General features: G+C 70.8%; 24 protein-coding genes and 1 pseudogene. 8 read left to right on the top strand and 17 right to left on the bottom strand.

Annotation, left to right across the window (positions count from 1 at the left end; all coding sequences use genetic code 11):
- Positions 1–95 precede the first annotated feature (95 nt).
- Positions 96–341 carry a hypothetical protein gene (locus tag ABIC63_RS00620; protein WP_354318314.1) on the top strand — a complete coding sequence of 82 codons (246 nt, stop codon included), beginning with the start codon at positions 96–98 and terminating at the stop codon, positions 339–341.
- Between the two features lie 46 nt (positions 342–387).
- Here ABIC63_RS00620 and ABIC63_RS00615 read toward each other — a convergent pair whose 3' ends face one another.
- Both ABIC63_RS00615 and aptA read right to left on the bottom strand, forming a co-directional pair.
- A complete protein-coding gene (locus ABIC63_RS00615; RefSeq protein ID WP_354318313.1) occupies positions 388–732 on the bottom strand; it encodes a hypothetical protein in 345 nt (114 codons plus the stop codon).
- Positions 733–761: 29 nt separating this feature from the next.
- Positions 762–2,120, bottom strand: coding sequence for an omega-aminotransferase AptA (gene aptA / locus ABIC63_RS00610; RefSeq protein WP_354318312.1), 1,359 nt, complete (start codon positions 2,118–2,120; stop codon positions 762–764).
- A 243-nt stretch (positions 2,121–2,363) separates the two neighbouring features.
- On the opposite strand from aptA, the gene ABIC63_RS00605 reads away from it, so the two are divergent.
- Positions 2,364–3,263 carry a LysR family transcriptional regulator gene (locus ABIC63_RS00605; protein WP_354318527.1) on the top strand — a complete coding sequence of 300 codons (900 nt, stop codon included), beginning with the start codon at positions 2,364–2,366 and terminating at the stop codon, positions 3,261–3,263.
- 58 nt (positions 3,264–3,321) lie between these two features.
- Here ABIC63_RS00605 and ABIC63_RS00600 read toward each other — a convergent pair whose 3' ends face one another.
- Both ABIC63_RS00600 and ABIC63_RS00595 read right to left on the bottom strand, forming a co-directional pair.
- Entirely contained in the window at positions 3,322–4,302 is a 981-nt protein-coding gene (locus ABIC63_RS00600) for a Bug family tripartite tricarboxylate transporter substrate binding protein (RefSeq protein WP_294367380.1), read from the bottom strand.
- A 111-nt stretch (positions 4,303–4,413) separates the two neighbouring features.
- Complete coding sequence (locus ABIC63_RS00595) at positions 4,414–5,205, bottom strand: substrate-binding domain-containing protein (RefSeq protein ID WP_294367382.1); 792 nt, start codon at positions 5,203–5,205, stop codon at positions 4,414–4,416.
- 85 nt (positions 5,206–5,290) lie between these two features.
- On the opposite strand from ABIC63_RS00595, the gene ABIC63_RS00590 reads away from it, so the two are divergent.
- Both ABIC63_RS00590 and ABIC63_RS00585 read left to right on the top strand, forming a co-directional pair.
- The gene (locus tag ABIC63_RS00590) at positions 5,291–6,229 is read left to right on the top strand and encodes a LysR family transcriptional regulator (RefSeq protein ID WP_294367384.1); all 939 of its coding nucleotides are present in this window, start codon (positions 5,291–5,293) and stop codon (positions 6,227–6,229) included.
- A gap of 105 nt (positions 6,230–6,334) precedes the next feature.
- The gene (locus ABIC63_RS00585) at positions 6,335–7,114 is read left to right on the top strand and encodes an oxygen-binding di-iron domain-containing protein (protein ID WP_354318311.1); all 780 of its coding nucleotides are present in this window, start codon (positions 6,335–6,337) and stop codon (positions 7,112–7,114) included.
- 15 nt (positions 7,115–7,129) lie between these two features.
- Here the strand turns inward: ABIC63_RS00585 and ABIC63_RS00580 are convergent, their stop codons facing one another.
- Complete coding sequence (locus tag ABIC63_RS00580; protein WP_295379895.1) at positions 7,130–7,363, bottom strand: hypothetical protein; 234 nt, start codon at positions 7,361–7,363, stop codon at positions 7,130–7,132.
- A gap of 173 nt (positions 7,364–7,536) precedes the next feature.
- A complete protein-coding gene (locus tag ABIC63_RS00575) occupies positions 7,537–8,415 on the bottom strand; it encodes a peptidoglycan DD-metalloendopeptidase family protein (protein ID WP_354318310.1) in 879 nt (292 codons plus the stop codon).
- Positions 8,416–8,512: 97 nt separating this feature from the next.
- On the opposite strand from ABIC63_RS00575, the gene pcp reads away from it, so the two are divergent.
- Positions 8,513–9,184, top strand: coding sequence for a pyroglutamyl-peptidase I (gene pcp, locus ABIC63_RS00570; RefSeq protein ID WP_354318309.1), 672 nt, complete (start codon positions 8,513–8,515; stop codon positions 9,182–9,184).
- An 80-nt stretch (positions 9,185–9,264) separates the two neighbouring features.
- Here pcp and ABIC63_RS00565 read toward each other — a convergent pair whose 3' ends face one another.
- Positions 9,265–10,206 carry a LysR family transcriptional regulator gene (locus tag ABIC63_RS00565; protein WP_354318308.1) on the bottom strand — a complete coding sequence of 314 codons (942 nt, stop codon included), beginning with the start codon at positions 10,204–10,206 and terminating at the stop codon, positions 9,265–9,267.
- A gap of 116 nt (positions 10,207–10,322) precedes the next feature.
- On the opposite strand from ABIC63_RS00565, the gene ABIC63_RS00560 reads away from it, so the two are divergent.
- Together ABIC63_RS00560 and ABIC63_RS00555 are read left to right on the top strand one after the other, a co-directional pair.
- The gene (locus tag ABIC63_RS00560) at positions 10,323–11,432 is read left to right on the top strand and encodes a YeiH family protein (protein ID WP_354318307.1); all 1,110 of its coding nucleotides are present in this window, start codon (positions 10,323–10,325) and stop codon (positions 11,430–11,432) included.
- 181 nt (positions 11,433–11,613) lie between these two features.
- The gene (locus ABIC63_RS00555; RefSeq protein WP_354318306.1) at positions 11,614–13,185 is read left to right on the top strand and encodes a tannase/feruloyl esterase family alpha/beta hydrolase; all 1,572 of its coding nucleotides are present in this window, start codon (positions 11,614–11,616) and stop codon (positions 13,183–13,185) included.
- A 22-nt stretch (positions 13,186–13,207) separates the two neighbouring features.
- On the opposite strand, the gene ABIC63_RS00550 is transcribed toward ABIC63_RS00555, so the two are convergent.
- The 7 genes and pseudogenes from ABIC63_RS00550 to ABIC63_RS00520 all read right to left on the bottom strand — a co-directional run bounded on the left by ABIC63_RS00550 (position 13,208) and on the right by ABIC63_RS00520 (position 21,301).
- Positions 13,208–13,420: a YbdD/YjiX family protein gene (locus tag ABIC63_RS00550; protein ID WP_476346328.1), complete on the bottom strand. Its 213-nt coding sequence runs from the start codon at positions 13,418–13,420 to the stop codon at positions 13,208–13,210.
- A gap of 16 nt (positions 13,421–13,436) precedes the next feature.
- Complete coding sequence (locus ABIC63_RS00545) at positions 13,437–15,515, bottom strand: carbon starvation CstA family protein (RefSeq protein ID WP_354318305.1); 2,079 nt, start codon at positions 15,513–15,515, stop codon at positions 13,437–13,439.
- A 130-nt stretch (positions 15,516–15,645) separates the two neighbouring features.
- A complete protein-coding gene (locus ABIC63_RS00540; protein WP_354318304.1) occupies positions 15,646–16,290 on the bottom strand; it encodes a response regulator in 645 nt (214 codons plus the stop codon).
- Positions 16,287–17,645 (bottom strand): cache domain-containing protein, encoded by a 1,359-nt coding sequence (locus tag ABIC63_RS00535; RefSeq protein WP_354318303.1) that lies wholly within the window; start codon positions 17,643–17,645, stop codon positions 16,287–16,289. Before ABIC63_RS00535 ends, ABIC63_RS00540 begins: the two co-directional genes overlap by 4 nt.
- Positions 17,646–17,827: 182 nt before the next feature.
- Positions 17,828–18,376: pseudogene (locus tag ABIC63_RS00530) on the bottom strand (pseudouridine synthase); the annotation flags it as partial.
- Between the two features lie 100 nt (positions 18,377–18,476).
- Positions 18,477–19,172 carry a uracil-DNA glycosylase family protein gene (locus ABIC63_RS00525; protein WP_354318525.1) on the bottom strand — a complete coding sequence of 232 codons (696 nt, stop codon included), beginning with the start codon at positions 19,170–19,172 and terminating at the stop codon, positions 18,477–18,479.
- Positions 19,173–19,414: 242 nt separating this feature from the next.
- Positions 19,415–21,301, bottom strand: coding sequence for a glutamine--tRNA ligase/YqeY domain fusion protein (locus ABIC63_RS00520; RefSeq protein WP_294367412.1), 1,887 nt, complete (start codon positions 21,299–21,301; stop codon positions 19,415–19,417).
- Positions 21,302–21,502: 201 nt separating this feature from the next.
- Here ABIC63_RS00520 and ABIC63_RS00515 point away from each other — a divergent pair, with 201 nt between their 5' ends.
- Positions 21,503–21,832, top strand: coding sequence for a hypothetical protein (locus tag ABIC63_RS00515; RefSeq protein ID WP_294367414.1), 330 nt, complete (start codon positions 21,503–21,505; stop codon positions 21,830–21,832).
- Positions 21,833–21,940: 108 nt separating this feature from the next.
- On the opposite strand, the gene ABIC63_RS00510 is transcribed toward ABIC63_RS00515, so the two are convergent.
- Genes ABIC63_RS00510 through ABIC63_RS00500 form a run of 3 tightly spaced genes read right to left on the bottom strand, consistent with a single transcriptional unit; the run spans position 21,941 to position 24,889 of the window.
- The gene (locus ABIC63_RS00510) at positions 21,941–22,738 is read right to left on the bottom strand and encodes a LytR/AlgR family response regulator transcription factor (RefSeq protein WP_354318301.1); all 798 of its coding nucleotides are present in this window, start codon (positions 22,736–22,738) and stop codon (positions 21,941–21,943) included.
- A gap of 13 nt (positions 22,739–22,751) precedes the next feature.
- On the bottom strand, positions 22,752–23,918 hold the full coding sequence (locus ABIC63_RS00505) for a sensor histidine kinase (RefSeq protein WP_354318300.1): 1,167 nt from the start codon (positions 23,916–23,918) through the stop codon (positions 22,752–22,754).
- On the bottom strand, positions 23,915–24,889 hold the full coding sequence (locus ABIC63_RS00500) for a sterol desaturase family protein (protein WP_354318299.1): 975 nt from the start codon (positions 24,887–24,889) through the stop codon (positions 23,915–23,917). The genes ABIC63_RS00505 and ABIC63_RS00500 overlap by 4 nt, the downstream gene beginning before the upstream one ends.
- Positions 24,890–24,906 lie beyond the last annotated feature (17 nt).

The raw sequence follows: 24,906 nt of genomic DNA, 5'->3' as shown, positions 1-24,906 counted from the left end.
AGGGCGGCTGTTGCGCGCCGACGCGGTGCGCGTGCCTGCGCACGCAGGATGGGTGTCCTGGCCGCCTTTGCTGCGGACCGCAAGGAAACACTCGGATGGATTGGATCGGTCTGCTTCAATGGCCCGCGTTCGCGGCCTCGGTGATCTCGGCCTGGCTCGTGGCTTCGAACGACAAGCGTCGGCGCAACACCGGCTTCTGGATCTTCCTGGCCAGCAACGTGATGTGGGCAGCCTGGGGCCTGCACACGCAGGCCTGGGCCCTCATCGCGCTCCAGCTGTGCCTGGCCGTGATGAACGTGCGCGGCCTGCGCAAGACCGAGACGGTCGGCAAGGACGATTGAGCGGCCGGGCGGCGAGGGCGGTGGTGGCCCGGCCCGTCCGGCCCGTTCAGCGCGAAGGCGCGGCGGAGGCCTCGATGAACTGCAGTTCGACAGCCGGCTCGCCGGGCCGCACGCCCAGCGACTGGTTGGCGGCCTCCTGCGCGCAGAGCAGGACGTCGATGGCCAGGTCCTCGGCCTCGCTGAGTGGGCAGTCGCCGGTGGCGCCCGACTGCTCCCAGTCGGCCAGCTTTTCCATGGCCTGCCAGGCGAACTGCGGCGCCACCCGTGTCACACGAAAGATGTCATGTGCGGCCTCCAGCGCCGTGCTGTGCTGTGCCAGCGTGCCGTCGGGCACGAGGACCTGCATCATCACGGCGGGGCGGGTGGTGGCGGCGGTGCTTCGGGCGTCCATCCCCGTATTGAAGCACGAGCGGCTGAACGTCAGGCGACTTCCTGCAGCGCCTCGCCCACGGCGTTGATCAGGCGGTCGATCTCTGCGCGCTCGGTGATGAAGGGCGGGGCCAGCTGGATGGTGTCGGCGCCGTAGCGCACGTAGAAGCCCTTCTTCCAGCAGGCCATGGCGATTTCGTAGGGCCGCTTGGCCGGCTCGCCGGGCACCGGCGCGATGGTGATGCCCGCGGCCAGGCCGAAGTTGCGGATGTCGGCCACATGCTTCGCACCCTTGAGGCTGTGCACGGCGGTCTCGAAGTAGGGGGCCAGCGCCTTCACGCGGCCGGGGCCGTCCTCGGCGATCAGCAGGTCCAGCGCAGCGATGCCGGCGGCGCAGGCCACCGGGTGGGCCGAGTAGGTGTAGCCGTGGGGGAACTCCACCAGGTAGTCGGGGCCGCCCGCCGCCATGAAGGTGTCGTAGATCTCCTTGGTGGCCACCACGCCGCCCAGCGGCTGCACGCCGTTGGTCACCTGCTTGGCGAAGTTCAGGATGTCGGGCGTCACGCCGAAGGCCTCGGCACCCGTCATGGCGCCGGCGCGGCCGAAGCCGGTGATGACCTCGTCGAAGATCAGCAGGATGTTGTTCTGCGTGCAGATCTCGCGCAGGCGCTGCAGGTAGCCCACCGGCGGAATCACCACGCCGGCCGAGCCGGAGAAGGGCTCAACGATCACGGCAGCGATGTTCGACGCGTCGTGCAGGGCGATCACGTCCAGCAGGCGGTTGGCCAGCTCCACGCCGCCCATCTCGGGCATGCCCTTGGCGAAGGTGCCCATGGCCGGCTGGGTATGGGGCAGGTGGTCGGCCTCGACGCCCTGGCCGAAGGTCTTGCGGTTGCCGCCGATGCCGCCGACGGAAATGCCGCCGAAGTTGACGCCGTGGTAGCCCTTCTCGCGGCCGATCAGGCGGGTCTTGGTGCCCTGGCCCTTGGCGCGCCAGTAGGCCCGGGCGAGCTTGAGCGAGGTGTCGGCCGACTCGGAGCCGGAGTCGGTGAAGAAGACATAGTCCAGGCCCTTGGGCATCAGGTCCTTGACCTTGTTGGCCAGCTCGAAGGACAGCGGATGCCCGAACTGGAAGGCCGGCGAGTAGTCCAGCGTGGCCACCTGGCGGGCCACGGCCTCGCTGATCTCGTTGCGGCAGTGGCCCAGGCCCGTGCACCACAGGCCCGACAGGCCGTCGAAGATCTTGCGACCGTCGGCGTCGATGAAGTAGGCGCCCTTGCCGCTCACGATGATGCGCGGATCGGCCTTGAACTGGCGGTTGCCGGTGAAGGGCATCCAGTGGGCTTCGAGCCAGGCGGCGTCGGTGCGTACGGCGGGGGCCGGGGCGGGAGAGGCGAGGGTGGAGCTCATGGCAGCGGTGGGAAAAGGGCTGAGGATGGGCGTGATTGTGGGCCTGCCGATACTGGCGAAAATGGACATTCATCACTGTTCACTTGACGATCCATGCAAGCAAGAAAGTCGCGTGCCGCCGCTTCCACTGCATCGCCGCCGCCCGTGAGCAAGGTCAAGCCGAGGCCGGCAGCCGTGCCGGCTGCTGCCGCCGCCGACGAGGCCCGGCCGCGCGGCCGGGCCGTGCTCGGCCAGGTCAGCGACATGGACCTGCGGCTGCTACGCGTGTTCAAGGCGGTGGTCGACTGCGGCGGCATGACCGCAGCCGAGCTGGAGCTGAACATCGGCACTTCCACCGTCAGCCGCCACGTCAAGGACCTGGAGACGCGCCTGGGCCTGACGCTGTGCCGGCGCGGGCGCACCGGCTTCGCGCTGACGCCCGAAGGGCAGAAGGTCTACGAGCAGACGCTGGGCCTGCTGGCGGCGGTGGACACCTTCCGCGGCGGCATCGACGAGATCCACGGCCGCATGGGCGGCGAGCTGGAGGTGGCGCTGTTCGACAAGACGGCCAGCAACCCGCAGGCCCGCATCGGCGAGGCGATGGCACTCTTTGCGGAACGCGCGCCCAGCGTGTCGCTGAACGTGCACGTGGCTTCGCTCAACGCCATCGAGCGCGGCGTGATCGACGGCCGCTTCCATGTGGGGGTGGTGCCGGCGCACCGGGCCTCGCAGAGCCTGGCCTATGCCGACCTGTTCGGCGAGACGATGCAGCTCTACGCCGGCCGCGGCCATCCGCTGTTCGAGGCCGACACCGCCGCGCTGGACTGGGCCGACCTGCGCCGCCATGCCTTCGCCGGCCTGGGCTACCACTCGCCCAACATGGAGCTGAGCCACCGCGCGCGCCTGACGCGCCGGGCCACGGGCTACGACCAGGAGGCGATCGCGCTGCTGCTGCTGTCGGGCCGATACCTGGGCTTTCTGCCGGACCATTACGCGGCCGGCTTCGAGCGCGAGGGCCGGCTGCGGGCACTGGCGCCGCAGCGGCTCGTCTACGACTGCCGCTTCGTCGGCGTGTGGCGCCGCTCGCCGCAGCCGGCGCGGGCCACCGCGCTCTTCGCGCAATGCCTGCAGGAGGCGCACGCGGCGGCGGGCTCGCCCCAATGAAAAAGCCGGCCACGCGGGCCGGCTTGCTCAGCCGTGCGGGACGGGCCCGCGCCGTCCCTTATTCGGGCTTGACGCCCGCGCTGCGCAGGCTGTCGCCCCAGCGCTGGGTCTCGCGCTGCACGAAGCTGCGCACTTCGGCCGGCGTCATGTTGCCGGCCGTCACGCCCTGTTCTGCAAAGCGGGTCTTGACCTCGGGGTTGGCCAGCACGGTGCGCAGTTCCTTCTGCATGCGTTCCTGCACGGCGGCTGGCGTGTTGTGCGGGGCCATGAGCGCGAACCACGTCGTCATCTCGTAGCCCGGCACGCCGGCTTCGGCCAGGGGCGGCAGGTTGGGGAAGATGGGCGAGCGGGCGGCCGAGGTCACGGCCAGGGCACGCACCTTGTCGGCCTTGATGTGGGGCGAGGCCGAGGGGCTGGTCTCCAGCGCCATCTGGATGTTGCCGGCCAGCAGGTCGGCCATCATGGGCGCGCCGCCCTTGTAGGGCACATGCGTGATGTCGGTCTTGGTGATGGCACGGAACAGTTCGCCGGCCAGGTGCTCGGTGCTGCCGGGGCCGGCCGAGCCGTAGTTGAGCTTGCCCGGGTTCGCCTTGGCATAGGCGATCAGTTCCGGCACGGTCTTGGCCGGCACCGACGGGTTGACGATCAGCACGTTCGGCGTGGTGCCGATCAGGCCGATGGGGTCGAAGTCGCGGCCGAAGTCGTAGGGCAGGCTCTTGTACAGCGCCGGTGCCACAGCGTGGGCGATGGCGGCCATCAGGAAGGTGTTGCCGTCCGGCGTGGCGCGGGCGGCGATGCCGGCGCCCAGGGTGCCGCCGGCACCGCCGCGGTTGTCCACCACCACCGGCACGCCCAGTTGCGTCGACAGTTTCTGGCCCACGATGCGTGCCAGGATGTCGTTGGTACCGCCGGCCGCGAAGGGCACGATGAGGGTGATCGGCTTGGAGGGCCAGTCGGCCGCCGCGGCAATGCCGGCAGCGCCGGTCAGGGTGGAAAAGGCCAGGGCGCTCAGCACGGCGCGGCGGGAGATCGATCGCATGGTCGGCGGGTCCGGAAAGGAGAGAGAGGGAAAGAGAAGGGGAAAAGCGCCGGCGCAGACACGCACGGCGCGGGCCGGGCCACCGCGTGCGGCGGCCGAGCCTGGGGATGCTCAGCGCGCGCCGCCCTTGGTCATCGGCACCAGGCCGGTGGAGCGGATGACCTCGGCGTTCTCGGGCGTGGCGAGGAAGCGCAGGAAGCGCGTGGCCTCCTCGCGGCGCGGGCTGCTGGCGACGATGGCGGCGGAGAACTCGGTCACGTACTGCACGTCGGCGGGCAGGTCACCCACGATGTCGATGCCATGCACCGGCAGCAGTTCGCTGCGCTGCTGGCAGCCGAAATCGGCCTCCTTGGACGCGATGATCTCGCCCACCGGCGTGGCGGGGATCTTGCGGCCCTTGCCGCGCATCTGCTCGGCGATGCCCAGCTTGGGCAGCATCTCGCGCTCGATGTATTCGCCGCTGGCGCTGTCGGACCAGGCCACCGAACGGGCATTCAGCAGCGTCTGGCGCAGCTTGTCGACGGTGCCGATGTCGGGGCGCGGTGCGCCCTGGGGCACGGCGCAGGCGATGGTGGAATCGGCCAGCACGACCTTGGAGCCCGGCACCAGCTGGCCGGTGGCCATCAGCTTGTCGAGCGCATCGCCCACCATGATGACGACGTCGATGGGTTCCTTGCGGTCCAGGCGCTGGGGAATGGCGTTCTTGGTGGCGCCCATCGACGGGCCCCACTGCGAGTCGACCGCGTGGTCGGGCTGCTTCTGCCACTCGGCCACCAGCTTCTTGTAGGCCGCCGCGAAGCCACCGGAGGAGACGACGGTCAGGGGTTCGGCCAGGGCCGTGCCGGTGAAGGCGAGGAAGAGGGCGGCGCAGGCGAAGCTTCGCTTCAGGCTTGTCTCGGTCATGTTCTTGGAGGATGGGTTGAAACCGGCCGGCATCGTCGGCGTCCCGCGTTGTTACGACAAGTGCAACGTTCAATACACTTGTTGCGTGCCACGCATCAATTTCGATCTCCAGCAGCTGCAGGCCTTCGTGGCGGTGGCGGACCGCAGCGGCTTCCGCGCGGCGGCCGAGGACCTTCACCTCTCGCCCGCCGCGCTCAGCCGCCGCGTGGACCGGCTGGAGCAGCTGCTCGGCGCACGCCTCTTCGAGCGCACCACGCGCGACGTGCGTTTGACTCGGGTGGGCGAATCCTTCCTGTCGCGGGCACGCCTGGCACTCGACGACCTGGAGGCGGCGGTGCTCGGCGTGCACGAGATCGCCGCGCGCCATGCCGGCCGGATCTCCATCGCCTGCGTGCCCACCGTGGCGACGGCGCGCATGCCGCAGCTGATCGAGGGCTTCAGCCGCCGGCTGCCGCAGGTGAGGGTGCGGCTGATGGACGGCGGCATGGATGAAGTGGCGGCCGCCGTGCGCACCGGCGAGGCCGATTTCGGCCTGGGCTTCAGCGGCGTGACCGACCCCGCACTGAACTTCGAGCCCCTGCTGGAAGAGCGCTACGTGCTGGCCGTGCGCCGCGACCATCCGCTCGCGCGCAAGCGTTCGCCCAACCTGGCGATGTTCTCGGGCGAGCGCTGGGTGGCGGTGGCGCGCACCAGCGGTAACCGGCGCCTGCTCGATGCCGGCCTGGGTGCCGACCAGCGTCCTCCGCCGGCCTGGCTGGAAGTTGGCCATGTGAGCGCGCTGCTTGCAATGGTGGAGGCCGGCCTTGGCGTGGGCCTGGTGCCCGAGCTGGCCCTGCCCGTGCGCGATCCCAGGCTCAAGGGACTGCACCTGGCGGACGTGCCCTTGACCCGGCGCATGGGGGTGCTGACGCTGGCGGGTGCCACGCCGTCGCCGCTGGCGCAGCGCTTCCTGTCGCACCTGCGTACGGCTTGGTGCGAAGCGCCGGCGCGCGCCGCGAAGGCTGGCGACTCGGCCTCCGGTTGATCCAACTCAAACAGGCGGCGAAAGCAGCGGGCGCCTCATCGACATGCGGTGGACTCAGGTCAAGAATCCGCCGTTCCTCGTCTTCCGCGCCCCGGCGCCGGCCCCGTGCCCATCGAGCTCTACCGCGACGCGCAGCATGCCTGCCTGATGTTCACCGACCTGGTCCGCGACGGCGGCGAGGCGGTGCAGTGCAACCAGTTCCTGCTGATCGACCAGGGCGTGGGCGCGATCATCGACCCGGGCGGCAACATCGCCTTCAATGAGCTCTTCCTGGGCATGACGCGGCACTTCCAGCCGAGCCGACTGAGCTACCTGATCGCCTCGCATGCCGATCCCGACATCATTGCCTCGCTCGACCGCTGGCTGACGACCACCTCGGCGCAGTTGGTCATCTCGCGAATCTGGGCACGCTTCGCGCCGCATTTCGCCAAGAGTGGGAAGACGGCGGACAGGGTCCTGCCCGTGCCCGACGAGGGCGGCCGGCTGAAGCTCGGCGGCAGCGAACTGTGGCTGCTGCCCGCGCACTTTCTCCATTCCGAGGGCAACTTCCAGTTCTACGACCCGGTCAGCCGCATCCTGTTCTCCGGTGATCTGGGCGCCTCGATGGTGGGCGGTGCCGAAGCGCAGGCGCCGGTCACCGACTTTGCCCGTATCCGCCCGCACATGGAGGCCTTCCACCGCCGCTACATGGTGTCCAACAAGGTGATGCGGCTGTGGGTGCGCATGGCGCGCCAACTGGACATCGCGCTGCTGGTGCCGCAGCACGGGGCGCCGCTTGCCGGGCCGGCCGTTGGCGCCTTCCTGGACTGGGCCGAATCCCTGCAGTGTGGGATCGACCTGCTGGGGCAGGACGCCTACCTCGTGCCGGTGGGCGTGCTGGGGTAGGCGTCCTGCATCGCGTCAGGCGGCGGCCTGATCGCCTGCCTCGGGGCGGATCTTTCCGGCCTCCACGTACTGGTCGTACTGCAGGCGCGGCATGGCGGTGGTGCCGACGGTGCCGGGCTCGGCTTCCCACGACAGGGTGACGCTGTCGTCGGCTTCCAGGATCTCGACCCGGCCTTCCGGGATCTCGATGGGCGCGCCGTCGCCGGGCGTGAAGGTGACATGGCCATGGATGGTGGCAAATCGGGGCATTCGTTTCTCCTCGGACGATGGTTCGGGCGGGCCTTCCACTGCGACCCGCCTCGGTGCGGATTGCATCAGGGCCGGGGCGGGCGGCCGTGTCGGACGGCGGCGCATGCTGCAGCGCGGCAGAGGCGAATTCGTTGATGTGTTTCAGGCCGCCGACGCGTGCAGCGGCCGCCGGATCAGGCCTCGATGAACAGCGCCGGATCGACCATCGTCCGGTTGAGCATCACGCCCCAGTGCAGGTGCGGCCCCGTCACGCGGCCGGTGGCGCCGACGGCGCAGAAGGCGTCGCCCGTGGCCAGGCGGTCGCCCACCTTCGCGTCGATGCGGCTGAGGTGGCAGTACATGCTCAGCAGTCCGCCGCCATGGTCCAGCCAGACGGTGCCGCCGTTGAAGAAGTAGTCGCCCGTGTCGATCACCCGGCCGGGCAGCGGTGCGCGCACCGGCGTGCCGGTGCCGGCGGCGATGTCCATGCCGCTGTGCGGATTGCGGGCCTGGCCGTTGAAGACGCGGCGCAGGCCGAAGGAGCTGGAACGGCGGCCGGGCACCGGCACCGCCATGGCCAGCTCGGCGGGCATCGGTTCGCTGAAGGTGGCCATGACGCCGGCCTGGTGGTCGCGCTCGCGCTCGTAGCGGGCCTGGTCCGCGGCGGAGAGGTCGACGGTCTTCGGCGCCACGGTGAGGCGCTGCTCGGCATAGCGCTTGGGCGCGATGGCATAGGGGATGCGGCGGCTGCCGCCCGCCTCGCCGACCCGCACATGGGCCTCGCCGGGCTGCGCAGCCAGCGGAATGCCGACGATGGCCGCCCAGGCGATGGGGTCGCCTACCACCAGCACGGGCAGGCCGGCTTCCGTCGTCACGCGGGGGCGCTGGTTGGCAGGGCCTAGAGGCAGGCGCGCCACCCCGCCCGGCACCTGCGATGCATGCGGCCACACTCCCGGCTCAGGACCGGCCGATACAGGCCGCGCGGCGTGCGTCGCAAAGGGAGTGAACAGAGGCAGGGCACACAGGCCCAGCAGCGTGCGGCGGCGGTTCGGGAATCGAAAGTCTTGGGTCATGGGCGGGATGGACAGGCGAGCGGCCTGGCGGCCTGGCAGGCATGGAGCCTACCTGTCTGCGATACCCTTGCGGGCGCCTGCGTTCCTTCCTGTGTCCATGTCCACGCCACTTCGCCGGGTTCTGCTGACGGGCTTCGAGTCCTTCGGGGGCGATGCCCTCAATCCTTCGTGGGAAGTGGCCCGCGCGCTCGACCGCGAGGTGCTGGCATCCGGCGTGGTGGTCGAATCCGTCTGCCTGCCCTGCGTCTTCGACGACGGAGTGGCCCGCCTGGACGAGCACCTGGCCGCAGGCGCCCCGCCGCTGTTGGTCGTCGCGCTGGGCCTGGCCGGCGGGCGGGCGGGCATCACGCTGGAGCGCGTCGCCATCAACATCGACGACGCCCGCATTGCCGACAACGCGGGACGCCAGCCGGTGGACCGGCCCGTGGTGCCTGGCGCCCCGGCCGCCTACTTCTCGACCCTGCCGATCAAGGCCATGGTGCGGGCGCTGCAGGCCACGGGCCTTCCTGCCGCGGTGTCGAACACCGCGGGCACCTTCGTCTGCAACCACCTGTTCTTTGCTTTGATGCACCGGCTCGCCACGCGCCTGCCGTTGGCGGGCGTGCGTGGTGGTTTCGCGCACCTGCCCTGGTTGCCTGCGCAACTGGCCGAGCACGCCGGCGAGCCGGCCCTGGCGCTGGGTGAGCAGGTCGAGGGCGTGCGCCTGATGCTGCGCACCGCACTGCACGTCGACACGGACATCGTGGAGGGCGGCGGCACTCTGCATTGAGCCGGCCGGACCGTTGCGCGGCGTTGGATGGACCGCTGTGCCTGCGGTGGTGCGTCGCCGCTCCCGGTCCCTGGCCGCGCTCAGCGCGCCCCGTCGTGGTCCGCCGCGGCCCGCGCCAGGGCCATGGCCCAGAAGCGCGACAGCGCCCGCGTCGGCTGCTTGTGCCGGTGCAGCACCAGGTGACATTGCCGCCGCAGCGGCGGCAGCGCGGTCTGCAGCGCCACGAGCCGGCCGGCGGCCAGCGCCTCCTGCACCACCCAGCGCGAGAGGCAGGCCACGCCCAGCCCTTCCACCGCCGCCTGCTGGATCGCCTCGGAGCTGCCCAGCTCCAGGCTGCGGGCATGGCCGCCCAGGTGCGGCAGTAGCAGCTGGTCGGTCACCTCGCGGGTGCCGGAGCCGGGCTCGCGCAGCAGCCACAGCGACTCGCGCAGGCGGCGCATGGGCACGCGCGCTGCATTGTTCGCGGTGCCGAAGGTGCCGGGCGCGGCGACCAGCACCATCTCGTCCTGAAGCCAGGGCGTGCTGGCCAGGGCGGGCAGGCGGTTGGGACCTTCGATCAGGCCCACGTCCAGCTCGAAGGCGGCCACCGCCTCGCAGATGGCCTCGGTGTTGCCGATGCGCACGCGCGCCTGCCAGCCGGCCGGCGCGGCCTGCAGCTGCGCCCCCAGAAAGTCGCGCAGCAGCGCCGGCAGAACATGGTTGCCCAGCGTGGTGCTGGCGCCGATGCGCAGCGCCAGCGCGTCGGCGTCGCCGCCGTCGTGGGCCAGGCGCTCGATGTCGGCCGCGGCGTCCAGCAGCGCCAGGGCGCGCGGCAGCACGCGGCGGCCATCGTCGTTGAGCACCAGGCGCTTGCCGTTGCGGTCGAACAGGCGCAGCCCCAGCAGGCGTTCCAGCTCGTTCAGGGCCGAGCTGGTGGCCGACTGCGACAGCGCGATGGCCTGGGCCGCCGCTGCGGTGCTGCCCGCCTGGGCAACGGCGGCAAAGACGCGCATCTGACGCAGGGTGAGGTGGGGCATGTCCATGGGCGGGGATCTCCATCGAGCGATCCAGTCGCTCGATCCTAGCCAGATTACCCGTTGGACGGGTCGAAGGCCGGTGCCTAGAGTCGATGCCATTCCCACTGACACAGCGGCTTGCCATGAACACCGAGGTCCATCCCCATCCTGCATACGCCTTGCCGGCCGCAGCGCCGGTGTCCTGGGGCGCGCGCCATCTGCCCGGTCTGGCCCTGGCCGGACTGCTGGCCGCCGGGGGCATGGTGCTGGGGCAGATCCCGGCGCTGGCGCACAGCGGTCTGAGCGCGCTCACGCTGGCCATCGTGCTGGGCATGGTCGCCGGCAACGGGGTGCCGGCGCACTGGCATGCCCGGCCCGGGCCGGGCATCGGCATGGCCAAGCAGCAATTGCTGCGGCTGGGCGTGGTGCTCTACGGCCTGCGCCTGACGGTGCAGGACATCGGCCACGTCGGCCTGGCGGGCGTGCTGGTCGACGCGCTGATGCTGGCTTCCACCTTCGGCATCGCCTGCTGGGTGGGCCTGCGCTGGCTGCGCATGGAGCGCGAGACGGTGATGCTGATCGGCGCCGGCAGCGCGATCTGCGGCGCTGCCGCCGTGATGGCGACGGAGCCGGTGGTGCGCGGCCGCCCGGCGCAGGTGACGGTGGCCGTGGCCACGGTGGTGGTCTTCGGCACGCTGGCCATCTTCACGTACCCGGCGCTGTATGTGCTCAACCAGCACTGGGCACTGGTGCCCGGGGGCCAGCACGGCTTCGGGCTCTATGCCGGCGCCACCATCCACGAGGTGGCGCAGGTGGTGGCCGCCGCGCGCGGCATCGGCCCCGAGGCGGCCGACACGGCGGTCATCGCGAAGATGGTGCGCGTGATGATGCTGGCGCCCTTCCTGCTGATGCTGGCCGCCTGGCTGGGCCGTCGGGGGGGAGCCAGCCACTCTGCAGAGGGCCATGGGGACGGCCCCGTGCCCGCCGCACGCCTGGCCGTGCCCTGGTTCGCCTTCGGCTTCGTGGCGGTGGTGCTCTTCAACTCGCTGCACTGGCTGCCTGCCGGGGCCGTGCAGGCGGCCAACGCGCTGGACAACCTGCTGCTTGCGATGGCGATGGGCGCCCTGGGCTTCACCACGCGCCTCGGCGCCATCCGCCAGGCTGGCCCCCGGCCGCTGCTGCTCGCCGCCGTGCTGGCCCTCTGGCTGGTGGTGGGCGGGGCGGTCATCAGCCGGCTGGTGCTGGGCAGCTGATCCGGTTCGCGGCAGGCGCACCGGCTGCGCCGCGTAGCGCAGGCGACGACGGCTCGTCCGCCGGGCGGGCACACTGGGCGCGGGCTTCGGCATGAAAGCCCGCCGCTCGCCGGGCACGGCCTTCCGGCGGCGGAACGCCAACAACCAGGAGACACGTATGACCCTCCCTTCCTCCCTTCGAATGTCTGCCCTTTGCCTCGCGGCGCTGGGTGGCGCCGCCCAGGCGCAGAACGCCGGCAGCTTCCGCGATTCCGCCCAGTCGGCTTCGAGCTACGCCGAGGCCAGCCTCGCCGCCACCGGCGACTGTGCGCGGCTCGGCCAGCAGGTGACCTCGGTCGAGGGCACGCGGCTGACCGTGCTCAGCGCCACCGTCACGCCGGCCGCGCAGGGCGTGCCCGACTTCTGCCGCATCGTCGCCATGCTCGACCCTGAGGTGCTGGTCGAGGTGGCGCTGCCCCTGCGCTGGAACGGGCGGCTCTACATGCGCGGCAACGGCGGCTATGCCGGCGAGCGCATCGATGCACCCAGCCGCGTGGCCCTGCGCGACGAGGCGCTCAAGCGCGGCTTCGTCGCCGCGCAGACCAACACCGGCCACGATGCCATCGCGCAGCCGCTGGGCAGCTTCGCGCAGAACGACCTGGCCAAGCTGGTCGACTACAGCTTTCGCGCCGTGCACCTGACGGCGCAGGCGTCCAAGGACTTGGCCGCCGCCTTCTACGGACGCAAGCCCGCCAAGTCGTATTTCGACGGCTGCTCCACCGGCGGGCGGCAGGGCCTGATGTCGGCGCAGCGCTATCCGGCCGACTTCGACGGCATCGCCGCGGGTGCGCCGGTGCTCAACTTCACTGGCACGATGTACGACTACGTGTCGTACGCGCCGCTGATCGCCAAGGCCGGCTTCACCGGCGCGCAGCTGTCGCAGATCGGCCGGGCCATCATGGCCAAGTGCGATGCGGTGGACGGCCTGAAGGATGGCGTGATCACCGACCCGCGCCGCTGCGTCATCGACCCAAGGGCGGACTTCCCGGGCCTGAGCGAGGCGCAGGTCGCCGCGCTGGAGGCGGTGCACCGGGACATGCAGCACAAGGGCCAGAACGTGTTCCCGGCTTGGCCCTGGGGCTCGGAGGCGCCCGACGCCAGAGGCACCAGCGGCTGGGCGGAATGGTTCGTCTCCATGCCGCAGGCCCCGGCCGCGACCTCGGGCGCGCAGGCCCTGCCGCCTGGCGAGACCCGCCAGAGCGCCTATGCCCAGACCTTCCTGCGCTACTTTGCCGACCAGCCCGCGAGCCGGCCCGATGCCGACTGGCGCAGCTTCGACCTGGACCAGGGCTTCCGGTCCACCGGGTTCATCAGCACGCTGGTCGATGCGCGCAACCCTGACCTGAGCGCCTTTGCGGCCCGCGGCGGCAAGATGATCACTTACCACGGCTGGGCCGATCCGGCCCTCAATCCGATGATGAGCGTGGGCTACCACGAGGAGGCTGCGCGCGCCACCCCCAAGCTGGACGACAGCTACCGCGTGTTCATGGTGCCCGGCATGCAGCACTGCGGCGGCGGTGACGCCCCGAACGTGCTCGATGCCGTCACTGCCGTGATCGACTGGACCGAGACGGGCCGCGCGCCGGCCGCGCTGCTGGCCACCCAGCGCCGAACCGACGGCAGCGAGCGCAGCCGGCCGGTGTGCGCCTTTCCGCAAGTCGCGCAGTACCTGGGCGGCGATGTGGACAAGGCGGCCAGCTTCGCCTGCCGGTGAGCGCTGGCCAGGGCGCCGCCGATCAGCAGCAGCGCCCCTTGCCCCCGCCGTAGCGCGCCTCCAGCCGTTCGCGGAAGAACTCCTCGTAGCTCATCGGCGCGCGGTCCGGATGGGTCTGCGCCATGTGCGACAGGTAGGTGTCGTAGTCGGGCAGGCCCACCATCAGCCGCAGCGACTGGCGCACCGAGCGGGCGATATAGCGCCCGGTCTCGGGCAGGGTGGCGAGGCTCACCATGGCGCGCACGTGCCGGTCAATGGGCGCCGGCCGCACGCGCGCCCGCGGCCATCGGCTCGTAGGGCGTCTCGTGCACCGTGGGCCGGTTGGCGGCCCGGGCCGACAGGCAGGCGCGCACGGTGTAGACCAGCACGCTCAGCACCACGAACATGAAGAGCGCGCACAGCCCGGCATCGAGCCGGTCGTTGAACACGATGCGCGCCATGGCCTCGGGCGTCTTGGCCGGCGCCACCAGCACGCCGTTGGCGATGCCCTCGGTGTACTTCGCGGCATGGGCCAGGAAGCCCACCTTCGGGTCGGCCGAGAAGATCTTCTGCCAGCCCGCCGTCAACGTGCAGGCCAGCAGCCACACGGCCGGCGCCGCCGCCACCCACGCGTAACGCTCGCGCTTCATGCGGAACAGTACGACCACGCCCAGCATCAGCGCCACGGCGGCCAGCATCTGGTTGGAGATGCCGAACAGCGGCCACAGGGTGTTGATGCCACCCAGTGGATCGACCACGCCCTGGTACAGGAAGTAGCCCCAGGCCGCCACCGTCAGCGCCGTCGCCAGCAGGTTGGCCGGCAGCGAGTCGGTGCGCTTGAGCGCGGGCACGAAGCTGCCCAGCAGGTCCTGCAGCATGAAGCGGCCGGCGCGCGTGCCGGCGTCCACCGCCGTCAGGATGAACAGCGCCTCGAAGAGGATCGCGAAGTGGTACCAGAAGGCCATCATGGCCTGGCCGCCGATCACCTGGTGCAGGATGTGCGCCATGCCCACGGCCAGCGTGGGCGCGCCGCCGGCACGGCCCAGGATGGTGTGCTCGCCCACGTCCCGGGCGGTCTGCGCCAGCATGTCGGGCGTGACCACGAAGCCCCAGCCGGAGATGGTGGCCGCCGCTTGCTGGGCGGTGCTGCCCACCAGTGCGGCGGGGCTGTTCATGGCGAAGTAGATGCCCGGCTCGATGCACGAGGCCGCCACCAGCGCCATCACCGCGACGAAGGACTCGGCCAGCATGCCGCCATAGCCGATGAAGCGCGCATGGCGCTCGTTGTCCAGCATCTTGGGCGTGGTGCCCGACGAGATCAGCGCATGGAAGCCCGACACCGCACCGCAGGCGATGGTGATGAACAGGAAGGGGAACATGGAGCCCGACCACACCGGGCCGTTGCCATTGGCGAACTGCGTGAGTGCCGGCATCTGCAGCTGCGGCATCACGATCACGATGCCGATGGCCAAGGCCACGATGGTGCCGATCTTGAGGAAGGTCGACAGGTAGTCGCGCGGCGCCAGCAGCAGCCACACCGGCAGGCTGGCGGCCACGAAGCCGTAGCCGATCAGCATCCACGTCAGCGCCTTGCCGTCGAAGGTGAACATCGCGGCCCAGGCCGCGTTCTCGCTCACCGCCTGGCCGCCGAAGATGGCGGCCATCAGCAGCACGAAGCCGATGACCGACACCTCGCCGATGCGGCCCGGGCGGATGTAGCGCAGGTACAGGCCCATGAACACCGCCACCGGCACCGTGGCCGCGACCGTGAAGGTGCCCCAGGGCGATTCGGCCAGCGCCTTCACCACGATCAGGGCCAGCACCGCCAGGATGATGATCATGATCATGAAGGTGCCGAAGAGGGCGATCATGCCGGGCACCGCGCCCATCTCCTGCTTGACCAGGTCGCCCAGCGAGCGGCCGTCGCGGCGGGTTGAGATGAACAGCACGATGAAGTCCTGCACCGCGCCGGCGAACACCACGCCCGCCAGCACCCACAGCAGCCCGGGCAGGTAGCCCATCTGCGCCGCCAGCACCGGGCCCACCAGCGGGCCGGCGCCCGCGATGGCCGCGAAGTGGTGGCCGAACAGCACGTTCTTGTCGGTGGGCACGTAGTCGAGCCCGTCGTTGTGCCGGTGCGCAGGCGTCTTGCGCGAGCCGTCCAGCCCCAGCACCTTGTCGGCGATGAAGAGGCTGTAGTAGCGGTAGGCGATCAGGTAAGTGCAGACGGCGGCGGTCACGACCCACAGGGCGTTGACGCTTTCGCCGCGCGTGAGGGCGACGGTGGCCAGCGCGAAGGCGCCGACGACCGCCACCACGAGCCACACGAGGTGGCGGCGGAGGCTTTGCATGTGCGTTGTCTCTCGAGGGTGAAAACCCATCGAGTGTCGGAAGCGGCGCCGGGCGGCGCATCCGTTGCAGTGCGTGGGAAGTCCGCGAGGGATTGCCTAAGGGACAACCCTGGTGCGCTGTGCGAGGCCTTCAGCGGCCGTCCGGGCCGAACTGCCGCGTGTGCTCCACCGCATAGCGGATCAACTCCGCCTGCCCCTCGATCCCCAGCCGGCGCTTGATGCTCTGTCGGTGCGCGTCCACCGTGCGCACCGACAGGCCCAGCTCGCGGGCGATCTGCTTGCTGGATTCGCCGCGGCCGATGGCCGAGAGGATCTCGCTCTCGCGCGGGGTGAGCAGCGGCCGTGGCGCCTGGTTGCGGAACAGCTTTTTCGACACCGCCGGGCTCAGGAAGGTGCCGCCGGCCGCCACGGCCTCGATGGCGGCGACGATTTCCGAGGCCGGCGCATCCTTGAGCACGTAGCCCTGCGCGCCGGCCTGCAGCGCGCGCTGCACGTACTCGGGGTTGTCGTACATGCTGAGCATGACGACGTGCGGCGGCGTGGGCCGGGCGAGCAGCAGGGCGGCCAGCTCGATGCCGTTCAGGTCCTTCATGCCGACGTCGACCAGCATCAGGTCCGGCCGCGCGGCATCGACCTGGGCCAGGGCCTCGGTCGCGCTGCCGGCTTCGCCGACGATGCGCAGGCCGGGCAGCGCCTCCAGCCGGGCGCGCAGGCCATCGCGCACCAGCGGATGGTCGTCGACCAGGAACAGGCGCACGGGCGTCTCGGGGTTCATGCGGAGATTTCCTTGAAGGTGCGCGGCAGCTCGGCCGTGACGGTGGTGTGCCCGGGGGCGGACTGCAGGCGCAGCCGTCCGCCGACGGCTTCCATGCGCTCGCGCATGTGGCGCAGGCCCAGGCCGCGGTGCGGGTCGGCCTGCGCGGCCTCGACGTCGAAGCCCAGGCCGTCGTCCTCGACCGTCAGGCACACGCGGTCGGGGCTGAAGTGCAGGCGCAGGTCGGCGTGGGCCGCGCCAGCGTGCTTCTGGACGTTGGTCAGCGCCTCCTGCGCGATGCGAAAGAGGGCGGTCTTGGCCTCCGCCGACAGTTCCCCGGCTTCGCCCGTGACCTGCAGCGCGACCGTGGGGCCTACGCCACCGGCCTCGTCCACCAGGCGCTCCAGCGCGGCGGGCAGGCCCAGGGTGTCGAGCAGCGCGGGCCGCAGGCGGTGCGAGATGTGGCGCACTTCCAGCAGCGCCTCGCCCAGGCGCTGCAGCGCTCGCGTTAGCAGCGGCGGGACGGGTCGGCCCTCGCGCTGCAGACCATCCACCGCCGATTCGACCAGCAGCTTGGCCGACACCAGCGTTTGGCTGGTGCCGTCGTGCAGCTCGCGGGCGAGGTGGGCGCGTTCTTCCTCCTGCGACTGCACCACGCGCCGCGCCAGCTGGCGCAGCTTGGCCTCGGCCACGCGGTGCTCGCTGAGGTTAAGCAGCAGCCCCCCGGCACTCACGGCCGCGAGCGAGAGCATGGCGATGGCGGCGATCCACAGCAGGGTGCCGCTGACGTTGCCGCTGGTCTGCTGGTCCAGCGCGTCGAGCGTGGCCTGGATGTCGTCCAGGTACAGGCCCGTGCCCACCATCCATTGCCATCGGTCCAGCGCCTGCACATAGCCCAGCTTGGGCGCCAGACCGCCTGCCGAGGGCTTGCGCCATTCGTATTCGACGTAGCCACCGCCGGCCCGCGCGCGGCCGATCAGGTCGCGGATGGTGTAGCGGCCATGCGAATCGCGCAGGTCCCACAGCGACTGGCCCACCAGCTCGGGCTGGCGCGAATGCATCAGCACGTGGCCCTGCAGGTCGTAGACGAAGAAGTAGCCGTCGTTGCCATAGTCCAGCGTGCCCAGCAGGCGCAGCGCCTCATGCTGTGTGGCTGCGTCGTCGCCGCGCTCGTAGAGCGGGCGGATCACGCTCAGGCCCAGGTCCACGTAGCTGCGCAGCTCGCCGCGGCGCTGGGCCATGTGGCTCTGCTCTATCAGCAGGCGCTCGCGGCGGTGCAGGTCGCGCGACTGGTGCTGCAGGCCGAAGGCGACCAGGCCCAGGGCCGCGAGCAGCGGCAGCACGGCCAGGGCGATGATCTTGGTGCGCAGGGTCATGGGCGGCGGCGGCCGGGCGGCGGGGTGCGGCGCGCCGGGGCTGGATCGGAAGCGTCGGGCCGGTGGCCCGCGCTGCGCGGGCTGTACGGCCGCCGCGGGCCCGCGGGCCGGGACCCAGGGGCACCACCACTGCCCCCGGGGCGTGGCGGTCGGGGCACCGGCGCATCGAGCACCGGCGGCACCTCCAGCGCCTCCCAGGTGCCGGCCGCCAGTCCGTCGAGCACGAAGGGGCCGATGGCGACGCGGATCAGCCGCAGCGTCGGCAGGCCCACCGCCGCCGTCATGCGCCGCACCTGCCGGTTGCGGCCCTCGCGGATGGCCAGCTCGATCCAGTCGGTGGGGATGTTCTTGCGCTCGCGGATGGGGGGCTCGCGGGGCGGCAGCTGCGGCGGTGGATCGAGCCGGCGCGCGCGTGCCGGCAGCGTTGGCCCGTCGTTGAGGACCACACCGTTTCGCAGCTGCGCCAGCGCCTCGTCGGTGCAGATTCCCTCCACCTGCACCCAGTAGGTCTTCTCCATCTTGTGCCGCGGGTCGGCGATGCGCGCCTGCAGCGGGCCGTCGCTCGTCAACAGGAGCAGCCCCTCGCTGTCGGCGTCGAGCCGGCCGGCCGCATGCACGCCGGGCAGGTCGATGAACTCCTTGAGCCCGCGCCAGCGTCCCTCTGGCGTGAACTGGCTGAGCACGCCGTAGGGTTTGTGGAAGCGGATGAGGCGGGGGGACGGCGCAGTCATGGACGGCGGCGAGCATAGCCCCGCCTTCAAGTCCGGTCGTCGCCATGGCGCAATCGTCCGCAGCCATCCTCGCGGCGAAGCGCCTTGAGGCGCCGGGGCGTCAGCTCAAGTCCCGCAGGCGTGTATCCATCAGCGCCGAGAAGCGCGAGAACCACACCGCATTGGCCGGCGATGGATGCGGCAGCGGCGCGAGCGTGATGGGGTGCGTGACGCCGCCGTGCGCGTAGCCGACCTCCAGCGTGCAGGCATAGCGTTCGTCGCCCAGCGCCCAGAAGTCGTCGAGGGCCGCATTCACCTCCGCCGGCTGCCCGATGCCGAACCAGAAGAAGGCCTCGCGGCCCAGCGCGATCACGGTGCGCCGGCCATCGCGGCCTTGCCACAGGTCGATGAGCAGCTCCGCCATCAGCGGCTGGAAGCGCCGCTTGACCGCCATCGACCAGGCCTTGTTGCCCACGGGCTTGTAGGGCGCCGTGTTGAGCCAGAACACGCCTGAGCCGGCGCGGATGGACGCATCGAAGTCCGGCGCCGGCGCGTTGGCTCCGTGCCGCTGCCGATGGAGCGCCGCGCGCACCAGTTGCCCGCCCTTGCCGAGGAAGGGCTGCCCGTGCTGCGCCTCGGTGCGCCCCGGGTCGCGGCCGAAGATGCACAGCGCCGCATCCCGCGGCCCCAGGCCGATGACCGGATCGCGCCAGTCCCGGCCGGCCGATTCGTAGGCCTCGCGGTCGATACCCGGTAAGTCTTCAGCCAACTGCCGGAAGCTGGCGTGCTGGGCCGGCGATAGCGTCGCGTCCGTCATCGTCACGGATCAAGAATCAGCGGGCGAGGGATGCGGCATCGCGCATGGTGCCGCGTCGTCGGCCAGGAATGACGACACGTCGCGCGTGGCACTCGTGTCCCGCGCTGCCGGCAAACCGTCTTCACCAGCAAACGGTGAGCGCTGCATGAATTCAAGCAGCGACTCCCGCGTCGGCGGCGCACGGTCCAAGCCTTGCGCAGAGGCTGCATGTGCCACCGACTTGCCAGGGACCGGCTCTTCGCTCATTTCCCCCAGCTGTCTTTCAACCCGCTCGTGCGGTTGAACACCAGCCGCCCCTCGGCCGAGGCCTTGGCGTCGACCACGAAATAGCCCAGGCGCTCGAACTGGTAGTTCGTCTCCGGCGCGGCGCCGGCCAGACCGGCTTCGACGTAACCCTGCACGGTGCTCAGGCTGGCGTCGTTCAGTTCGTCGGCGATGTTGTCGGCGCTGCCGGGCTGCTCGGTCTTGAAGAGGCGCTCGTAGAGGCGGATCTGGGCCGGCACGGCGTCATGGGCACCCACCCAGCCGATCACGCCCTTGACCTTCACGCTGTCGGCACCGGGCGTGCCGCTCTTGGTGTCGGGCAGGACCTCGGCCAGCACCTGGGTCACGCGGCCGTCGGCGTCTTGCTCGAAGCCAGTGCACTGCACCACGTAGCCGTACTTCAGGCGCACCTTGTTGCCTTCGACCGGCTGGCCGGCGGCGTTGGTGTGCGGCGGGAAGAGGCGGCGGTAGCCCTTCTCGGGCACGGCCATGAAGTCCTCGCGCTCGATCCACAGCTCGCGGCCGAAGCGGAAATGCCGGTGGCCCGCAGCCTCGTCATGCGGATTGACCGGGGCGGTGCAGGGCTCCAGATGGCCGGCGCCCATGGCGCTGTCCCAGTTGGTGATCACGAGCTTGAGGGGATCGAGCACGGCCATGGCGCGCGGCGCCACAGGGTCGAGCGCATCGCGCAGCGCGGCTTCGAGCGCGGCGTACTCGGTCCAGGCGCCACCGGACTTGGTGGTGCCGCTGCGCTCGCAGAAGAGCTTGAGCGCCTCGGGCGTGTAGCCGCGGCGGCGCAGGCCGGCCAGCGTGGGCATGCGCGGGTCGTCCCATCCGTCCACATGGCCTTCCTCGACCAGCTGGCGCAGCTTGCGCTTGCTGGTGATGACGTGGGTGACGTTGAGCCGCGCGAATTCGTACTGCCGCGGCGGCGGGGCGGTGAGCAGGCCGCCTTCGATCAGGCGGGCCATCAGCCAGTCGTAGAAGGGGCGCTGGTCCTCGAACTCCAGCGTGCAGATGCTGTGGGTGATCTGCTCCAGCGCGTCCTCGATGGGGTGCGCGAAGGTGTACATCGGGTAGATGCACCACTGGTCGCCCGTGTTGTGGTGCGTGGCGCGGCGGATGCGGTAGAGCGTGGGGTCGCGCAGGTTGATGTTGGGGCTCGCCATGTCGATCTTGGCGCGCAGCACGGCGGCGCCGTCGGGCAGCTCGCCGTTCTTCATCTGGCGCAGGCGGGCGAGGTTCTCTTCCGGGGTGCGGCTGCGGAAGGGGCTGTCGGTGCCGGGCGTTCCGAAGTCGCCGCGGTTGGCGCGCATCTGCTCGGGCGTCTGCTCGTCCACGTAGGCGTGGCCGGCCGTCACCAGGTGCTCGGCCGCGCCGTACATGAAGTCGAAGTAGTTGCTGGCGTAGTAGATGTGGTCCTGCGCGGTGCCGGGCTGCGCGGGCATGTCGGCCAGGGCGGTGGAGTAGCCCATCCACCGGATCGCCTCGCGGATGGAGTCGACGTACTCCTGCTCTTCCTTCTCGGGGTTGGTGTCGTCGAAGCGCAGGTGGCACACGCCGCCGTATTCCTTGGCCAGCTCGAAGTTCAGCCAGATGCTCTTGGCATGGCCGATGTGCAGGTAGCCGTTGGGTTCGGGGGGGAAGCGGGTGCGGATCTTCGCCGGATCGGGCATGCCGGCCTGGTGGTAGGGCCCGTCGCCCGGGCCACCGCCCCAGCGGCGCGAGTCATAGGTGCCCTGTTCCAGGTCGGCTTCGATGACGTGGCGCAGGAAGTTGCTCGGGGCGGCCGGGGCCGCGGACGCGGCAGCCTGCTTGCCGCCGTTGTTCTTGTTGTCGCCGTGCGGGGCAGTGGGAGAAGTCATCGGGGAATTTTATGGGTGGCCCGGCGTCGATGGTTTCGCCGCGCTGCAGCGCAAGTGGCCTCCACGATGCCGGAGGGGTTACGTCTGGCAACCAACGTCACGTTCACGGGTGAACCTTTCCGGGGCATCGGCCGTTCTATGGGTCAGGTGGACGGCAGTTTTGCGAATGCCCTCCTTCCCCAGTTTTTCCAGGAGATCGAGATGAATGTCTCTCGCACGGGCTTCTTCAAGTGGGCGGCGGCTGCCGCCGTTGCAGCGGGTGCCCTGTTTGCCGCATCGTCGGCCAGCGCGCAGGTGAGCTGGTCGCTGGGCGTGTCGGTGCCGGGCGTGGCCGTGGGAGTGGCGGCGCCGCCGCCCGCGTACTACGGCCCGCCGCCGGCCTATTACGTGGCCCCGCCCGCACCGGTGTATTACCGGCCGCCGCCGCCGGTGTACTACCGTCCGCCCCCGCCGGCGGTGGTGTACGAGCCGGCGCCGGTCTACTACGGCCCGGGGCCTTACTACTACCGCCACCATCACCACTGGCGCTGAGGGCAGTGGATCGGCTTCACGGCCGGTCCATGCCGCGAATCGAGCCGCCTTTCCGCCTGCCGGAAGGCGGCTTTTTCGTGGGCGCTGCGTACTTTTCGGGCCTGTTCGCTACATCGCCCGGAACAGCGGCGCATAGAGCCGGCTCACCGGCAGCGGCTCATTCGGCCGGCCGCGCAGCGTCAGCTGCATGCGCCCCGCCTCGTCGCGATGGACGGCGTCGACGGCGTCGGCCCGCACCACCACCGCGCGGTGGATCTGCCAGAACCGCTGCGGATCGAGCTGCGGCAGCAATTGCTTGAGCGGCGTGCGGATCAGGTGCTCGGCATCGGCCGTCAACACGCGCACGTATTTGTCGGCCGCCTCGAAATACAGGACCTCGTCCACCGGCACCATGCGCACGGTCGACCCGCCGGCATTGCTGGCCGCGATGAATTTGAGCGGCGCCGATTCGCCGCGTGGCGGGGAGGCGGCGCCCAGCAGGTCGCGCCACTGCGCCAGTGCCTGCTGCGGCAGGGCCGCGGGCGCGGCCAGGCGCTCCTGCAGCCGGGCGACGGTGCGGGCGAGCCGCTGCGGCTGCACCGGCTTCATCAGGTAGTCCAGCGCCTGCGCCTCGAAGGCGCGCGCGGCGTATTCGTCGTAGGCGGTGACGAAGACCAGTTGCGGCATCGGCGCCTCGTCCGAAGGCCAGCGTTCGGCGACCTCCTCGGCGGCGGCCAGTCCGTCCTGACCGGGCATGCGGATGTCCATGAACAGCACGTCGGGGCGCAGCCGCAGCGCCTCGCGGGCGGCGCTCAGGCCATCGCCGACAACGGCCGTCACCTGCAGGGCGGGCCAGGCGCGGGCCAGTTCGACCTGCAGGGACTGGGCGAGCAGCGGTTCGTCTTCGGCGATCAGGGCTGTGGGCATCGGCAGGGCGTGGTCAGGCGGAAGCAGGCAGGGGCAGGGTGACGGTGGCACGGGTGCCGCCGCCGCGCGGTGAGCTCAGCGTGAGCGTGCCGCGCTCGCCATGCAGGGTGCGCAGGCGCTCGCGCACCTGGGTGAGGCCAAAGCCGCCCTTGGAGGTCGCGCCAGTGTCGGAGGGCGGCGAGCCTGCGCCCTCGGCGAGCCCGCCGTCTGGTGTCGCGGCCAGGCCGGCACCCGTGTCGATGACGTCGATGACGAGGTCGTCCGCCTCGCGGCGGGCCAGCACACGGATCTCGCCGCCTTCGACCTGCGGCTCCAGCCCGTGCCGGATGGCGTTCTCGACCAGCGGCTGCAGCAGTAGCGGGGGCACTGGCACCTCGCGCAGCTCGGGCGGCAGGTCGAGGGTGCAGCGCAGGCGCGGCCCCATCCGCACGGCCATCAGCGCCAGGTAGTCGGCCAGGCGGTCGAACTCCTGCGACAGCGAATGCAGCGTGCTGCGCGAGCCGCCCAGCGTGGCGCGCAAATAATCGTTCAGGCGGTCCAGCATGGCGACGGCGCGCTCGGGGTCGGTGGCGATCAGCACGCGCAGGTTGGCCAGGGTGTTGAAGAGCATGTGCGGCTCCAGCTGGGTCTCCAACAGCTTGAGCCGCGCCTCGCTGGCATCGCGGGCCGCCGCGGCAATCTCGGCGGCCATGGCGGCCGACTTGCCTTTGGCGTGGAAGTAGAAGGAGCCGATGGCGCCGGCCGCCACCGTGATGTACAGGCCGATGATGTTCTTGTTGGCAGGCCCGGCGTCGCTGTCGCCGGGGCCGATCAGCCAGTAGGCCACCTCGTCGCCCACGTAGAAGCCCACCAGGATGCCGCTCACGGTGAGGACCATGCCGCGCCAGCCCTTGGGCCAGCCACGGCCGCCCTCGGGGTTGCCATGGCAGTGGCGCGGATCGACCAGATAACGGCCGGCTTCCATCGTGGCCCAGCAGATCGTGCCGATGCACACCGAATAGACGAGCTGGATCAGATAGCTGCGCGTGGGCCACATCAGCGTGGTGAACACCGTCACCACGCAGCACAGGGCCAGCACATGCAGGTAATGGCGCAGGAGGCTGCGCAGCAGGACGGTCATCGGCGAGGCGCCGTGGCCCGGCGGCCGGCCTCCAGGTGCTGCATCCGCGGGCTCGGTCATGGCGCCGGCAGTGGTGGCACGATCGCGACGTCAGTCGCGGGGCCGCTCGGCGGGGGGGCCGCGGGCATGGTCGGTGTGGCCAGCCTTGCATTGCGACGCAGCTCTTCCGTCGTCTCGCCGCCCCCGGGCCGCCATCCCGGCGGGCGCCACAGGTAGCCCAGCGCCTCGCCCACCGACTTCGCCCCGCGCAGGTCACGCCACAGTGCGCGCCAGCCGTCGAGTTCGATGGCCAGCAGGTTGTACGAGGTCTGCGGCTTCACCAGGCCGTAGCGAGGCTTCACGTCCTGGCGTTCGGCGATGTAGGTGCCGAACAGGCGGTCGAACACGATCAGCACGCCGCCATAGTTGCCGTCCAGGTATTCGAGGTTCGACGCATGGTGCACGCGGTGCGCCGAGGGTGTGTTCAGCACCCATTCCAGCGGGCCCAGGCGCGGGATCCAGGTGGCATGGATCCAGAACTGATAGAGCAGGTTGAGCGTGAACATCAGCAGGATCAGCCGCGGCGGCGCGCCCAGCAGCGGGGCGAGCAGGAAGAAGGCCAGGACGCCGGTGAGCTTGCCCGTCCAGCCGAAGCGGTAGGCCGCCGATAGGTTCAGGTCGTTGGGCGAATGGTGGATGGAATGCGTGCACCAGAACCAGCGCACCCGGTGCGCCGCGCGGTGGTACCAGTAGTAGCAGAACTCCTGCAGCAGGAAGGCGGCGACCCAGCCCGTCCAGTGATCCAGCGGCAGGGTGAACAGCCGGTGCGCATAGAGCCAGTCCATCCAGCCCACCCAGAAGGCCAGCGGCAGCAGCCAGCGTAGCGGGTATTCGCGCACCAGGAAGTCGACCACCGACAGCCCGGCGGACTTCCAGTCGTAGGCCGGCCCCAGCCCGCGGGTGTGGCGCCACGACAGTACCGCGGCCTCCAGCAGCGAGGCGACCAGCACCGTCACGACGGCGAACTTCAGGATGAGCAGAAGAACGGGCATGGTGGCGCGCTCCGGAC

The organism is Pseudacidovorax sp. 1753 (assembly GCF_040544975.1).
In the GTDB taxonomy this organism is placed as follows: Bacteria; Pseudomonadota; Gammaproteobacteria; order Burkholderiales; family Burkholderiaceae_C; genus Xenophilus.
Note: the sequence above shows the minus strand (reverse complement) of the source record. Positions and strands in the feature narration are given on the sequence as shown.